Below are 14,456 nucleotides of genomic sequence, written 5' to 3'. Positions count from 1 at the left end.
TTTGCTCCCCTCCTTATACGGCGCCCGCATCGTGTCCCTTGTTCAGCATCTGCCTGGTTCCTCCGTCCTGTCCTCCTTTCGTCGTGACCGCCTGCTGGCGCAACTGAAGGAAGCCGGCCTGCCGGTGGCCGACATTTCCGCCCGCTACGAGCACTTCGTCAGCACCGACGCCGCCCTGACGGCCGAACAGCAGCAGCAACTGAGCCAACTGCTGGACTACGGCACCCCCGCCAGCGGCGAGGCGCCGGCCAAGAGCCTGGCGCTGCTGGTGATCCCGCGCCTGGGCACGATCTCGCCGTGGGCCAGCAAGGCCACCGACATCGCCCACAACTGTGGCCTGTCGGCCGTGCACCGCATCGAACGCGGCGTGCGCTACGTCATCACCCCCGAACGCGGCCTGCTCGGCGCCAAGTCGTTCGACGCCGACATGCTGGCGCGCGCGGCCGACTGCCTGCACGACCGCATGACCGAAACCGTGGTCGACGCCAGTTTCGACGGCCAGGCGCTGTTCCAGCCGCTGGCCGGCAAGCCGATGCGCACCGTCGACGTGCAGGCGCGCGGCGCCGCCGCGCTGGTCGAGGCCAACGCCAGCCTGGGCCTGGCCCTGTCCGATGACGAGATCGAATACCTGGCCCAGTCGTTCAGCGACCTGGGCCGCGATCCCACCGACGTCGAACTGATGATGTTCGCGCAGGCCAACAGCGAACACTGCCGCCACAAGATCTTCAACGCCCAGTGGGTGATCGACGGCCAGGAGCAGCCCAACACGCTGTTCGGCATGATCCGCGCCACCCACAAGGCCCAGCCCGAAGGCACCGTGGTCGCCTACTCGGACAACGCCGCCATCATGGCCGGCGGCCCGGCGCAGCGCTTCCAGGCCGGCGTGCCGGGCGTCACGGGCGAAGGGGTCGAGGGCGCCAAGTACATCCGCCGCGACACCACCGTGCACACTCTGATGAAGGTCGAGACGCACAACCACCCGACCGCGATCGCGCCGTTCCCTGGCGCCTCGACCGGCGCCGGCGGCGAAATCCGCGACGAAGGCGCCACCGGCCGCGGCTCCAAACCCAAGGCCGGCCTGACCGGCTTCACCGTCTCGCACCTGCGCTTTGACGACGCCACGCAGCCCTGGGAAGCCGACCACCACGGCCTGCCCGACCGCATCGCCTCGCCGCTGTCCATCATGATCGACGGTCCCATCGGCGGCGCCGCCTTCAACAACGAATTCGGCCGTCCCAACCTGCTGGGCTATTTCCGCTCGTTCGAGCAGACCGCCGGCGGCACGCGCTGGGGCTACCACAAGCCCATCATGATCGCGGGCGGCCTGGGCAGCATCGACGCCGGCCTGACCCACAAGGACGTGATTCCCCCCGGCGCGCTGCTGATCCAGCTGGGCGGCCCGGGCTTCCGCATCGGCATGGGCGGCGGCGCGGCCTCCAGCATCAGCATGGGCAGCAACTCGGCTGAACTGGATTTCGATTCGGTCCAGCGCGGCAACCCCGAACTGGAGCGCCGCGCCCAGGAAGTGATCGATCGCTGCTGGCAGCAGGCCGAGAACAACCCCATCATCGCCATCCACGACGTCGGCGCGGGCGGCCTGTCCAATGCTTTCCCGGAACTGGTCAACGACGCCGGCCGCGGCGCTATCTTCGATCTGAAGCGCGTGCCGCTGGAAGAATCCGGCCTGTCGCCCGCCGAGATCTGGAGCAATGAATCGCAGGAACGTTACGTCCTGTCGATCCTGCCCAAGGACCTGGAACGCTTCGACGCCATCGCCCGCCGCGAACGCTGCCCCTACGCGGTGGTGGGCGTGGCCACCGAAGAACGCCAACTGCGCGTGGTCGACGGCGAGGGGCTGCCCGGCCTGGACACGATCCGTCCGCAAGGCGAGGCCGAAGTGCGTCCGGTCGACGTGCCGATCGACGTCATCCTGGGCAAGCCGCCGCGCATGACGCGCGACGTGCGCCGCCTGCCCGGCGTGTCCGAGCCGCTCGACCTGGCCGGCATCGACCTGACGGAAGCCGCCTACCGCGTGCTGCGCCACCCCACCGTGGCCAACAAGTCGTTCCTCATCACCATCGGCGACCGCACCGTCGGCGGCCTCTCCAGCCGCGACCAGATGGTCGGCCCGTGGCAGGTGCCGGTGGCCGACTGCGCCGTCACCCTGGCCGACTACCAGGGCTTCCGCGGCGAAGCCATGGCCATGGGCGAGCGCACCCCCATCGCCATGCTGAACGCGCCGGCCTCCGGCCGCATGGCCGTGGCCGAGGCCCTGACCAACCTGGCCGCCGCCGACGTGGCGCGCCTGGAAGACATCAAGCTGTCGGCCAACTGGATGGCCGCCTGCGGCGTGGACGGCCAGGACGCGGCGCTGTACGACACCGTGTCGGCCGTCAGCGAGCTGTGCCAGGCCGCCGGCCTGTCGATCCCGGTGGGCAAGGATTCGCTGTCCATGAAGACCTCCTGGGAACAGGACGGCGAGCAGCGCCAGGTGGTGGCGCCGGTGTCGCTGATCGTCACGGCCTTCGCGCCGGTCGGCGACGTGCGCGCCAGCCTCACGCCGCAGTTGCGCACCGACGCCGGCGACAGCGTGCTGATCCTGATCGACCTGGGCCGTGGTCTGCACCGCATGGGCGGCTCGATCCTGGCGCAGACCTACAACCAGGTCGGCGAGACCGTGCCGGACATCGATTCGCCGGAAGCGCTGCGCGCGTTCTTCGTCACCATCCGCACCCTGGCCGAGGCCGGCACCATTCTGGCCTACCATGACCGCTCCGACGGCGGCCTGTTCGCCACCCTGGTCGAAATGGCCTTCGCCGGCCGCACTGGCATTTCGGTCAACCTCGACATGCTGACCTTCGACCCGCAATCGGCCGATTGGGGCGACTACAAGATCCGCCCCGAACAGGTGGCGGTGCAGCGCGACGAACTGACGCTCAAGGCGCTGTTCGCCGAGGAAGCCGGCGCCGTCATCCAGGTGCCGGCCGCCCAGCGCGACGCCGTCATGCAGGTGCTGCGCGGCGCCGGCCTGTCGGCCCACTCGCACGTCATCGGCGGCCTGAACGGCGCCGACGAGGTCGAGTTCTACCGCGACGGCAAGAAGGTCTGGGGCCAGCCGCGCGCCGAGCTTGGCCGCGCCTGGAGCGAGGTGTCCTACCGCATCATGGCGCGCCGCGACAACCCCGCCTGCGCCCAGGCCGAGCTGGACGTCTGGAACGACACGCAGGACCCGGGCATGAGCCCGAACGTGGCCTTCGATCCGCAGGAAGACGTGGCCGCGCCGTTCATCAATAGCGGCAAGCGCCCGCGCGTGGCGATCCTGCGCGAGCAGGGCTGCAACAGCCAGGTGGAAATGGGCTGGGCCTTCGACACCGCCGGCTTCGACGCGGTCGACGTGCACATGACCGACCTGCTGTCGGGCCGTGTGGACCTGGCGCAGGTGCAGGGCCTGGTGGCCGTGGGCGGCTTCAGCTACGGCGACGTGCTGGGCGCCGGCGAGGGCTGGGCCCGCACCATCCGCTTCAACAGCAAGCTGTCGGATCAGTTCGCGGCGTACTTCGCCCGTCCCGACACCTTCGCGCTGGGCGTGTGCAACGGCTGCCAGATGATGGCCGCGCTGGCCCCGATGATCCCGGGCGCCGAGCACTGGCCGCGCTTCACCCGCAACCTGTCGGAGAAGTACGAGGCGCGCCTGTCGATGGTCGAGCTGGCCAAGTCGCCGTCGATCTTCTTTGCCGGCATGGAAGGCGCGCGCATTCCGGTCGCGGTGGCGCACGGCGAAGGCTATGCCGACTTCTCGCAGCAGGGCGATGCCGGCCGCGTGCTGGCGGCGGCGCGCTATATCGACAACCGTGGCAACGCCACCGAGGCCTATCCGTTCAACCCGAACGGCAGCCCGGGCGGCCTGACCTCCGTCACCACCGCCGACGGCCGCTTCACCGTGATGATGCCGCACCCGGAACGGGTGACCCGCAACGTCATGATGTCGTGGGCGCCCGAGAAGTGGGGCAACGCCGACAGCGGCGGCCAGTTCAGCCCGTGGATGCGCATCTTCCGCAATGCGCGTGTCTGGCTGAAATAAAGACGATGCGCAGGCCATGCGGCGGCGCGCCTGGCGCCTGCTGCAAGATGCGAAAAACCCCGTTGGGCACCAACGGGGTTTTTTTTCGTCTCCTGGGTTCGCAAGCGTGTGCGTATCGCGCGCGGGAAGCGGGGTGTAACCCAATGACATATTTAACTTTTCATTGCAAGAAGCCGTAAACACCTCGACAGTCGCCCACGGCTGCCCTCCGCAAACCCCGAGTCGCTCCCCCTCCCCATGTTCAAGAATCTGAGTATCCGCGCCGTCCTGACGACCGCGCTCTGTATTTTCTTCGTCCTTTTCCTGGTCACTGGTATTGCCGTGTACCAACAATTGACTTCCAACCGCAGTTCCATCGAGGTGATGCTGGACACCAACCTGGTGCGCGCCAACGCCGTGGACGCGGCCGGCGCCGAATTGCTGCGCGCGCGTCTGGTGCTGCTGGCCGCCCAGACCACCTTGCTGGAAGGCAAGAGCATCGCCAACCTGGCCAGCATGCAGCGGCTGGACGGATACACCAAGAAGGCCGCCGACCTGATCCAGACCGCGCGCCAGAATCCCGAGCAGTCGGCGGTCGGCAAGCCTTTGTTCGATGAGGCGTTGGCGGCCTATGAGGTCTACCAGCGCGATGCCATCGTGCCGATGATCGCCGCGATCCGGGCCGGCAAGGCCCAGGATGCCAGCCGCCTGAACCTGGAGAAGGTCACGCCGCTGGGGATTGCCTTCACCCAGGCGATCCAGAAGTACGTCGATTACGCCGATCAGGTCGGCCAGCGCGTCGCGCACGACGCCAATACCCGAATCAACGGCGCCATTGCCTTCCTGGTCGGCCTGATGGGCGTGGTCGCGGTGCTGGTGGTGGGCCTGTACGTGGTGTTTGCCCGCTCGGTGTTCCGGCCGTTGCACGAGGCCGGCCGCCTGTTCGACCGCATCGCCGGCGGCGACCTGACCAACCGCATCGAGCAGCGCGGCAACAATGAGATCGGCGTACTGTACGCGGCGGTCAAGCGCATGCAGGACAGCCTGGCGCGCACCGTGGCCGCCGTGCGCCAGGGCGTCGAAGAGATCCACACCGGCTCGCGCGAGATCGCGGCCGGCAACATCGATCTGTCTTCGCGCACGGAGCAGCAGGCCGCTTCGCTGGAGGAAACCGCCGCCAGCATGGACGAGCTGTCGTCCACCGTGAAAAACAATGCCGACAGTTCGCGCAGCGCCTCGCAATTGGCGACGGCGGCCTCCGATGTGGCCACCCGTGGCGGCCAGGCGGTGGGCGATGTGGTCGGCACCATGCGCGCCATCGCCGACAGCTCCAACCGTATCGCCGACATCGTCGGCGTGATCGACGGCATTGCCTTCCAGACCAATATCCTGGCGCTCAATGCCGCCGTGGAAGCGGCCCGCGCCGGCGAGCAGGGCAAAGGCTTCGCGGTGGTGGCCAGCGAAGTGCGCGCGCTGGCGCAGCGCAGCGGCCAGGCCGCCAAGGAGATCAAGGGCCTGATCGACGACTCGGTGCAGAAGGTTTCGATCGGTTCCGACCAGGTCGAAGCGGCTGGCGCCACCATGCAGGAAATCGTGGCGTCGGTGCGCCGCGTCACCGACATCATCAACGAAATCTCCAGCGCCTCCGAAGAACAGTCGCAGGGCATCCAGCAGGTCAACCAGGCGGTGTCGCAGATGGACAGCGTGACGCAGCAGAATGCCGCGCTGGTCGAACAGGCGGCGGCATCGGCGGCTTCGCTGGAAGCCCAGGCGCAGCGCCTGCGCGAAGCGGTGGCGATCTTCAAGCTGCAGAGCGGCCGCGTGATCGAGGCGCAAGCCCCGGCGCTGGGGCACGCGGGCGAGCCGGCGCTGCTGGGCGGCTGAAATAGGGACGCCTGACACGCGTGGGCGCCGGCATCCGCGTCCATGCGCCGGGCGCCGCGCGCAATGCGCCAGGCGAGGGAACCGCGCCGGCTGCGTCGTTACTTACTGGGGTGCGGGCAGCTTCCTGCCCGTGGTCAACGATGCGCGGAGGGGTTCCATGAACGACATTGCAGCCTTGCGGTCAGGCGCGAATTACTTGCAGCACGAAGTGACTGATTTGCAGGAAGACCATGCCAAGACCGCCACCAATTACGTTCGGCTGGCGCAGCTGCTGGATGGCATCGCGGCCTCCAAGCAGGCACACCGGACCAACCTGGAGGCGCAGTACCCTACGGCGTTCCAGTCCGGTGCCAGGAATGACGAGGCAGTCGCCAAGGGAGCCGACGAGATCCTGCGGCAGCAGCGCTTGGTCTATGAATGCCTGTCCCTGGTGGGCGCGTTGAGCGAAGACGAACAAGCCCACGGCGAACGGCTCGATCGCGTCAACGATCGCCTGCGCGACGCCTTGGCGCTGGTCCGGCATGGTCATACGCCATCCGTCGAGGATGCGACCCGGCTGCGCAGCCATCTGCAGGAAGTGAGCGACGACGTTTCCGCCATGGCCGACCGCCACCAGATAGTGCTCCAGGCCAACGCCGCGTTGATGGACATGATCGGCCAGTTGAAGGCCGAGGCGCCGAACGTGCCGCCGCCAGTGCGGGATCCCCGGCAGGCCCTGGATAACATGCGGGCGGAAGGGGATATCCAGGTTCCCCGGAGTGATGGCGTGGCGGCGTCGACGTCGACGTTCACCGTGCCCACGGCATCGGCGTTGAGCAGCCGCATCGCGGAGGGATTGCTGCCAGGCAGCGCGTTGGGCCCGCGCGCCATCGTCAGTGCCGACGAGTCGAGCAGCCACGTCGTCTGCAATAACCTGGTGCGTGTTTCGGCGCAGGATCTTGAGGATCCCGTCCGCCTTGAGCGGATTGTTCGCTTGCTCACCCACAATCCCGCCCGGGGCTGTTTTTCCGTCGCCGCGGAACGGCAGGGGGAGTTGACCGCGCCCTCAGCCCAGGTATTGTCGGGTCGCATGTTCAACACCGCGATCCTCGTCATCGATCCGAAGAAGCTCAGCCAACAGGATCAGGAAGGCTTCGGCGGTCTGCTGTTCGAGCCGACGGTGAACACGGAATGCTCGGTGGCCTCGGTCGGCCAGGGCGCTATCATTGCCGCGATCGTGCCGCAACGCATGGGCGGCCATGTGGGCATTCCGACCTTGCAGGTGGGCGACACGACAGCCAATTTCGAAATGTGCGTCGGCGGCGGCAGGACGGTATTCCAGAACCTGATCATGCCTGACTATGGCCAGGGCCTGACCGACTTGCTGCGCGCCAATCCGGATCGCACGATGCTGATTCACCTGACACGGTTCAATTAAGCGCAGGGACCACGCCCTTCCGGCCGCGCGTGATGCGGCGGGGAGGGCGCGAGCCAAAGGACGGACAGCGCGTTTACTGGTCCAGCTGGATCTTGGCGTCGGCCGCCACGTTCTTCCACTTCTTGACGTCGCTGGCGATCACGTTCTGGAACGCCTCCGAGGTGCCCGCCACCACCGTGCCGCCGAGGCTGGCAAGCTTGGCCTTGACCTCGGGGTTGTTGAGCGCCTTGACCGAGGCATCATGCAGCTTCTGCGTGACGTCGGCCGGCAGGCCCTTGGGCGCCAACAGGCCGTTCCAGGCGTTGGCTTCGTAGCGCGGCAGGCCGGCTTCCTTGAAGGTCGGCGTGTCCGGCAGTTCCGGTGAACGGCTGTCGGCGGCAATGGCGAGGGGGCGGATCTGGCCGCTTTTGATATACGGCAGCGAGGCCGGCACCGGTTCCCAGATCATCGACACCTGGCCGCTGATGACGTCGGTGAAGGCCGGCCCCGCGCCGCGATAGGCGATGTGCATGAGTTTGGCGCCGGTCATCGACTTCATCAGTTCCATTGCCAGGTTGCCCAGGCCGCCCGCGCCCGACGAGGCGTAGGTGTATTTGTCCGGATCGGCCTTGGCGGCGGCGATCAGGCCGTTCAGATCGGTGGCGGGGAAGTCCTTGGTGACGCTGAGCACGCCCGGCACCGTCACCAACTGCGTGATGGCGGTGAAGTCGCGCACCGCGTCGTAGGTCAGGGTCTTGTAGACCGCCGGGTTGGTGCCGTGGGTGCTGGACGAGGCCAGCAGCAGCACGTAGCCGTCCGGCGCCGAATCGGCCACGAAGCGCGTGCCGATCGAGCCGCCCGCGCCGGCCTTGTTCTCGACCACCACGGTGGCGCCCAGTTCGGTGCCCAGCTGCGCGGCGAACACGCGGCCGATGATGTCGGCGGTGCCGCCGGGCGCGAACGGCACGATCAGGCGCACGGGCTTGTTGGGGTAGTCGGCCTGCTGCGCCGAGGCGGCGCCCGCGATCAGCGAGGCGCCGCTCAGCAACGCCACGGCAATTGCGGTTTTGGTCAGTTTCATGATGTCTCCAGGCGAAGGTTAGTCGAGGCTGTTGAGCCAGTCGACGATCAGTTCGGCGATGCGGTCGCTGTTGCGATCCAGCATGCAGAAATGGGAATTGCCGGCGATGCCGGTGGCGGGCAGGTCCAGCACGTCGGCGCGCCGGCCGGCCCGTTGCAGCGCCTGCCAGTACGCATCGGTCTGGGCGCGATAGCGCCGCCAGGTGTCGTGCTGGTCGACGTGGTCGCCCCACACGAGCAATTGCGGCGGCAGGGGGCCGTCGACGCGCCCGGGCGTGCCGGTGGGCTCGACCGCCACCAGCGCGCGGATCGGGCCGGGGCACTCGCGCGCCAGTTGGGTGGCGTAGCCGCCGCCCTGGCTGTGGCCGATGACGATGCAGGGACCGGCCAGGTCGAGCAGCGCGCGGTAGGCGGCCAGCGCCATGGCCTCATGCGCCAGCCAGCGCGGCACGAACTGCTTGGCGAAGGTATCGAAGGCTTCGGCCGGGAATTGCTGCGCCGGGTGGGTGCGGCGCGCGGCATAGCCGTCCGCGGGGCCGATGCGGAACAGGTGCCAGGCCTCTTCCTTGGAGCGGAAGATCGGCGCCGAATCGTAGACCTGCGGGTACATCGCCCAGGAGGCGCGGCCGCGCTCGGGCGCGTCGGCCACGAACACGTCATAACCGGATTGCAGCAGCCGCCACAGCCAGCCCTGGCGGCCGTCGGGCGTGCTTTCCCATTGCGCGCCGGTCATGCCGCCGCCATGCCAAAGCAGCACCGGATGCGGATGGCGCGGCTCGGCCAGCCGGTACTCCTGCACATAGAGTTGGCCGGCGCAGTAGCTGCCGTTCATGTCGATGGCGCGCGCCGCGCCGTTGCCCACGACCTGTTTGCGCAGCACCGGCAAGCCGTTGGCGGCGACCTCGTGTCCGCCCAGAAAGTGGCTGCGCAGGGACTTCAACAGGATCGGGGACTCGGGCATCGGCATCTCCAGGGGAACATCGCCATACTAGTTGTAACAATCGTTTAGTTTGTGCAAAATGTGCAGAGGCTGTGCCGATACGGCACAGCAAGACCGGAAGGGGCGGACGGGATGGACATCAAATGGCTGGAGGACTTCGTCGCGTTGTCGAAGGTGCGCAATCTGTTCCAGGCGGCCGAGGCGCGCAATGTCACGCATCCGGCTTTCGGACGCCGCATCAAGGCGCTGGAGGACTGGGCCGGTGTGCCGCTGGTCGAGCGCGGTCATCAGGTGACCAGCCTGAATGCGGCCGGGCGCAGCATGCTGGCCGCGGCCATCGATGTGCTCGACATTCTGCGCGAGACGCGCCAGGGCTTGCAGAAGCCGGAACTCGAACGCAGCCGCCGCATCGTCATCGCGTCGGGCAAGACGCTGGCGCATTCGATGCTGCCGGAGCTGATTGCCAGCGTGCAGCGGGGCGTGCCGCCGTTCCAACTGAAGGTCATCACCACTACGCTCAATTACGGCATCGACATGCTGGCCGACGGCGAGGTCGATTTCCTGCTGTGCCACGCGCACGAGCCGCTGTACGCGCAGATCGACAATCCCAATTACCGCTGCCGCCGGGTCGGCGCCGACAAGCTGGTGGCGGTCAGCGCGCCGCTCGCGCCGGGCGGCCGGCATCCTCGCCATGCGGTGCCGAAACTGGCCTCGGACCCGGCCGTGCCGTTCCTGGCGTACGCCGACAGCATGTCGCTGGGCCGCATCCTGCGCGACCGGCTGCGCGGCCTGTGCGTGACGGCGCAGTTGCAGACCCTGTACGAATCGGATCTGGCCGACGCCCTGCACGCCATGGCCCGCCAGGGGTTCGGGCTGGCCTGGTTGCCGCATACCCTGGTCGAGTCGGACTTGCGCGCCGGTACCCTGGTACGGGCCGACAGCGCGCGCAATGACATCCACATGGAGATCCGGCTGTACCAGTCGGTGGACCACGCCAAGCCGCTGGCGCGCCAGGTCTGGAGCCGGATCGAGGCCTACGCGGCGCGTTAGGGCGGGGCGGCGCGGGCAGCGGGAGCCACCTGCCGGCACCGTTTTCCCGCGGCCGCCGGACAAACAGGGACGAAAGATGCCGAGCGCGTCCGGCAGGCATAGAATGGTGGATTATTTCGCTTCCCGACCACAGGATCCCGCGCCATGAACGCACGCATCCCCGACGACGCCCTTCCTCCCACCCTCGATCCGAAGGCCCTGCAGGCTTTTGTGGACGACAAGTGGGACAACGAGATCATCCCCGCGCTGACCGATTACATCGCCATCCCGGCCAAGAGCCCGGCGTTCGACGCCGACTGGGAAAAGAACGCGTTCATCGAGCGCGTGGTGCGTGACGCGGCGCAGTGGGTCGAAGCGCAGAAGGTCTCGGGCCTGAAGCTGGAAGTGGTGCGCCTGCCGGGCCGCACCCCGGTGATCTTCTTCGACGCGCCCGCCACCCGCAGCGACAACGGCGACACCGTGCTGCTGTACGGCCACCTGGACAAGCAGCCGGAATTCTCGGGCTGGCGCGCCGGCCTGGGCCCCTGGACCCCCAAGTATGAAGACGGCAAACTCTACGGCCGTGGCGGCGCCGACGATGGCTACGCCGTGTACGCCTCGCTCACAGCCATCATGGCGCTGGACAAGCAGGGTGTGCCGCGCCCGCGCTGCGTCGGCATCGTCGAGACCTGTGAAGAGTCCGGCAGCTACGACCTGCTGCCCTATGTCGACGCGCTGCGCGACCGCCTCGGCAACGTGGCCCTGGTGGTGTGCCTGGATTCGGGCGCCGGCAACTACGACCAACTGTGGATGACCACCTCGTTGCGCGGCATGGTCTCGGGCACGCTGGAAGTGCAGGTGCTGGACGAAGGCGTGCACTCGGGCGACTCCAGCGGCGTGGTGCCGTCGTCGTTCCGCATCCTGCGCCACCTGCTGGACCGCCTGGAAGACAGCGCCACCGGCCGCCTGCTGCCGCAGAGCCTGCACTGCGAAATCCCTGCCGACCGCATCGAACAGGTGCACGCCACCGCCCGCATCCTGGGCGACGAAGTCTGGCGCCGGTTCCCCTGGAGCTGCGGCGCCGAGGGCGGCTTCGTGCTGCCCATGACCACCGAGCCGGAACAGGCCCTGCTGAACCGCACCTGGCGCCCGACCCTGTCGGTGACCGGCGCCGAAGGCCTGCCGCCGCTGTCCAGCGCCGGCAACGTGCTGCGGCCGCGCACGGCGTTCAAGCTGTCGCTGCGCCTGCCGCCGCTGGTGGACGCCGTTGCCGCCTCCGAGGAAATCAAGGCCCTGCTGGAAGCCGACGCGCCCTACAACGCCAAGGTCATCTTCAAGGCCAATGAAGGCGCCGCCACCGGCTGGAACGCGCCGGCCTCCGTGCCGTGGCTGACCCAGGCGCTGGATGCCGCCTCGCAGCAATACTATGGCGCGCCCTGCGGCTACATTGGCCAGGGCGGCACCATTCCGCTGATGAGCATCCTGCAGAAGGGCTTCCCCCAGGCGCAGTTCATGGTCTGCGGCGTGTTGGGTCCCAAGTCCAACGCCCACGGCCCCAACGAATTCCTGCACGTGCCTTACGGCAAGAAGCTGACGGCCGCGGTGGCGCAGACCATGGCGGCGATGCCGGCGGCCTGATCGGCGAACTCCCCGATTGATGCGCCTTCGGGCGCATGACCGGACGATTGCATGTTGCAACGCCCTCCTGGCGAACCGGGAGGGCGTTCGGCTTTCGCCGCGCCGATCATGATGCCTTCATGCCTCGGTGTTCGGGGGCTTGGGGGCGGAATATGACGTGCATTGCCGCATCCGACGTGATGCGCAGGATCACGTCGCGGCGGCGGCGGGCGGGGCGCCGGGCAAGCAGGCGCAGCAGCATCCACAGCAGGTGGAGCAGGGCGATGATGCCCGTGGTCACGTTGGGAAGCAGGTCATCGCCGAGAGTGCCTCCCCGCGGCGGTTCCTGCACCACGCTGCTCAAGCCGTCCGCCGCCAGCAGGGCCTGCAGGCGGGTCGTGAGGACGTCCATGGCGGTAATGTTCTCCAGGTAGAAATCCTTGCGCCGGCGCAGCAGGGCCGCCAGGTCGTCGTCGGACAGACGGTTCAAGAAGTAGGTGAGCGCGATGTCCATCCGTTCCTCCCGTGGCAGTCGCGATGCCACTCTACCGTGGCCCGCGGGCATGCCGCGGGGGCGGCGGTGAATTCGGAATGATCCGATGTTATCGAGGCGGCGGCGGCTGCCGCGCCACCCGGCGCCGGCAGGGCGCGCGAAACGGTCGCCTATACTCGCTTTTTTCCAGGATTGCCCCACCATGATTTCCACTTCCGATGCCTATGCCAACGTGGTTGCCGAAACCCGCCACTGGCTCGATCGGGCCGTGATCGGCCTGAACCTCTGTCCGTTCGCCAAAGCGGTCCAGGTCAAGGACCAGATCCGCTTTGCCGTCAGCGATGCGACCGACGCCGAAGGCGTGTTGACCGACCTGCAGGACGAGCTGGCGTTGCTGGCCGAGGCCGATCCGGACAAGATCGACACCACCTTGCTGATCGTTCCCGACGCGCTCGACGACTTCCTGGAGTTCAACGACTTCGAGGACCTGTCGGACCGCTTGCTCAAGCGCATGCGCCTGGTGGGCGAACTGCAGGTGGCCACGTTCCATCCGCAGTTCCAGTTCGCCGATACCCAGCCGGACGACATCGAGAACTACACCAACCGGTCGCCGTACCCCATCCTGCACCTGCTGCGCGAGGCCAGCATCGACCGCGCGGTCGAGTCGTTTCCGGACGCCGCCGAGATCTACGAGAAGAATATCGGGACGATGCAGCGGCTGGGCCTGGCAGGCTGGCGGCGGTTGATGACCCAGCCCTGAGCGGCAGGGGCCTGGCCGGCATCGCGTGGCCGCGGGCGCGGGATATCCCTAGATAGCCCGCATCGCATATTGAATACAGAATACTGTCAATGAGACCCCCGCCGTCGGGCGGGCGGCCTGTGCCTGCTTCCCCATCATCCATTGCATGGCCCGCGTGGCTCTCAGCCATGCGGATGCCGCGCGCCTGTCTGGAGAGAGCCTTATGCCGTTCACCCGCCGCCACGCCCTGGGCACGCTTGCCGCGTTGCCGCTGATGCCCCGTCTTGTACGGGCGCAGGCCGATTTTCCGACCCGTCCGGTGCGCCTGCTGGTCGGCTTCGCGCCCGGTGGCCTGACCGACATCGCCGCGCGCGCACTGGCCGAGCGCATGGGCAAGATCCTCAAGGGCAGCGTGGTGGTCGAGAACCGGCCGGGCGGCCAGACCATCATCGCCACCGCGGCGGTGGCGCGGGCCGAGCCCGACGGCTACGTGCTGGCTTTCGTCGGCACCAACGGCATGATCCTCAATCCCCTGCTGTACAACGACCTGCCGTACCGGCGGTCCGACTTCAAGCAGTTGGGCTCGATGGGCAAGTCGCCGATGCTGCTGATCGTGCATCCCGCGCTGGGGGTGAAGAACGTGCAGGAATTCATCGCCTTGGCCAAGAAGAAGCCCGGTGACATCACCTGCGCGCATGCCGGGCGCGGCGTCATCAACCATCTGGCCTTGCTGCACTTCCAGTCCAAGACCGGCACGCAGTTCCAGGATGTGCCGTACAAGGGCAGCGGCCCGGCGCTGCTGGACCTGATGGCCGGCACGGTGCAGAGCACCTTCGATTTCCCGACTTCGGCCTTGCCCAACATCCATTCGGGCAAGTTGCAGGTGCTGGCGGTGACGGCGGACCAGCGCCTGTCCAGTCTGCCCGACGTGCCGACCATGAAGGAGGCCGGCGTCGAGGGTTTCGAGCTGTACACCCGCATGATGATCTCGGGCCCGGCGGCGATGCCGGCGGCGGTGGCCGCCACGCTGGAGAACGCGGTGCGCGAAGGCGCCCGCGATCCTGCCCTGGTGCGCCAGTTCGCCGAGCAGGGCGTGACCGTGGCGTTCACCTCGTCGACGGATCTGGAGCGCGTCATCGCCGAGGAATCGGCACTGTGGGCCGGGGTGATCCGTGCCAACAACGTGCCCAAGACCGACCTGAAAGGCTGAGGACGCGC

10 protein-coding genes are annotated in these 14,456 nt (G+C 67.8%); 7 read left to right on the top strand and 3 right to left on the bottom strand.

The window, feature by feature from the left end; all coding sequences use genetic code 11:
• The first annotated feature begins 31 nt into the window (after window positions 1-31).
• The 3 genes from purL (at window position 32) to HV701_RS02145 (ending at window position 7,361) form a co-directional block, all read left to right on the top strand.
• Window positions 32-4,081: a phosphoribosylformylglycinamidine synthase gene (gene purL, locus HV701_RS02155; RefSeq protein ID WP_175131491.1), complete on the top strand. Its 4,050-nt coding sequence runs from the start codon at window positions 32-34 to the stop codon at window positions 4,079-4,081.
• Window positions 4,082-4,318: 237 nt separating this feature from the next.
• On the top strand, window positions 4,319-5,944 hold the full coding sequence (locus HV701_RS02150; RefSeq protein WP_175131490.1) for a methyl-accepting chemotaxis protein: 1,626 nt from the start codon (window positions 4,319-4,321) through the stop codon (window positions 5,942-5,944).
• A 157-nt stretch (window positions 5,945-6,101) separates the two neighbouring features.
• Complete coding sequence (locus tag HV701_RS02145) at window positions 6,102-7,361, top strand: hypothetical protein (RefSeq protein WP_175131489.1); 1,260 nt, start codon at window positions 6,102-6,104, stop codon at window positions 7,359-7,361.
• Window positions 7,362-7,434: 73 nt separating this feature from the next.
• Here the strand turns inward: HV701_RS02145 and HV701_RS02140 are convergent, their stop codons facing one another.
• Together HV701_RS02140 and HV701_RS02135 are read right to left on the bottom strand one after the other, a co-directional pair.
• The gene (locus HV701_RS02140; protein WP_175131488.1) at window positions 7,435-8,421 is read right to left on the bottom strand and encodes a Bug family tripartite tricarboxylate transporter substrate binding protein; all 987 of its coding nucleotides are present in this window, start codon (window positions 8,419-8,421) and stop codon (window positions 7,435-7,437) included.
• An 18-nt stretch (window positions 8,422-8,439) separates the two neighbouring features.
• Entirely contained in the window at window positions 8,440-9,381 is a 942-nt protein-coding gene (locus tag HV701_RS02135) for an alpha/beta hydrolase (RefSeq protein WP_175131487.1), read from the bottom strand.
• Between the two features lie 111 nt (window positions 9,382-9,492).
• Between HV701_RS02135 and HV701_RS02130 the strand changes: the two genes are divergently transcribed.
• Together HV701_RS02130 and HV701_RS02125 are read left to right on the top strand one after the other, a co-directional pair.
• Window positions 9,493-10,410, top strand: a complete 918-nt coding sequence (locus HV701_RS02130) for a LysR family transcriptional regulator (RefSeq protein WP_175131486.1) — start codon at window positions 9,493-9,495, stop codon at window positions 10,408-10,410.
• 144 nt (window positions 10,411-10,554) lie between these two features.
• Complete coding sequence (locus tag HV701_RS02125) at window positions 10,555-12,027, top strand: M20 family metallopeptidase (protein WP_175131485.1); 1,473 nt, start codon at window positions 10,555-10,557, stop codon at window positions 12,025-12,027.
• A 106-nt stretch (window positions 12,028-12,133) separates the two neighbouring features.
• Here the strand turns inward: HV701_RS02125 and HV701_RS02120 are convergent, their stop codons facing one another.
• On the bottom strand, window positions 12,134-12,520 hold the full coding sequence (locus tag HV701_RS02120; RefSeq protein WP_175131484.1) for a hypothetical protein: 387 nt from the start codon (window positions 12,518-12,520) through the stop codon (window positions 12,134-12,136).
• A gap of 181 nt (window positions 12,521-12,701) precedes the next feature.
• Between HV701_RS02120 and HV701_RS02115 the strand changes: the two genes are divergently transcribed.
• A complete protein-coding gene (locus HV701_RS02115) occupies window positions 12,702-13,259 on the top strand; it encodes a DUF1415 domain-containing protein (protein ID WP_175131483.1) in 558 nt (185 codons plus the stop codon).
• 202 nt (window positions 13,260-13,461) lie between these two features.
• Window positions 13,462-14,448 (top strand): Bug family tripartite tricarboxylate transporter substrate binding protein, encoded by a 987-nt coding sequence (locus HV701_RS02110; RefSeq protein WP_175131482.1) that lies wholly within the window; start codon window positions 13,462-13,464, stop codon window positions 14,446-14,448.
• Window positions 14,449-14,456 lie beyond the last annotated feature (8 nt).

Source organism: Achromobacter pulmonis (genome assembly GCF_902859765.1).
GTDB lineage: Bacteria > Pseudomonadota > Gammaproteobacteria > Burkholderiales > Burkholderiaceae_B > Achromobacter > Achromobacter pulmonis.
This window is presented reverse-complemented; position numbering and strand designations above follow the sequence as displayed.

What these genes read in the sequence shown, in the direction of transcription:
- HV701_RS02150 (WP_175131490.1), top strand. Translation starts at nt 4,319, where the DNA reads ATGTTCAAGAATCTGAGTATCCGCGCCGTCCTGACGACCGCGCTCTGT.
- HV701_RS02145 (WP_175131489.1), top strand. Translation starts at nt 6,102, where the DNA reads ATGAACGACATTGCAGCCTTGCGGTCAGGCGCGAATTACTTGCAGCAC.
- HV701_RS02140 (WP_175131488.1), bottom strand. Translation starts at nt 8,421, where the DNA reads ATGAAACTGACCAAAACCGCAATTGCCGTGGCGTTGCTGAGCGGCGCC.
- HV701_RS02135 (WP_175131487.1), bottom strand. Translation starts at nt 9,381, where the DNA reads ATGCCCGAGTCCCCGATCCTGTTGAAGTCCCTGCGCAGCCACTTTCTG.
- HV701_RS02130 (WP_175131486.1), top strand. Translation starts at nt 9,493, where the DNA reads ATGGACATCAAATGGCTGGAGGACTTCGTCGCGTTGTCGAAGGTGCGC.
- HV701_RS02125 (WP_175131485.1), top strand. Translation starts at nt 10,555, where the DNA reads ATGAACGCACGCATCCCCGACGACGCCCTTCCTCCCACCCTCGATCCG.
- HV701_RS02120 (WP_175131484.1), bottom strand. Translation starts at nt 12,520, where the DNA reads ATGGACATCGCGCTCACCTACTTCTTGAACCGTCTGTCCGACGACGAC.
- HV701_RS02115 (WP_175131483.1), top strand. Translation starts at nt 12,702, where the DNA reads ATGATTTCCACTTCCGATGCCTATGCCAACGTGGTTGCCGAAACCCGC.
- HV701_RS02110 (WP_175131482.1), top strand. Translation starts at nt 13,462, where the DNA reads ATGCCGTTCACCCGCCGCCACGCCCTGGGCACGCTTGCCGCGTTGCCG.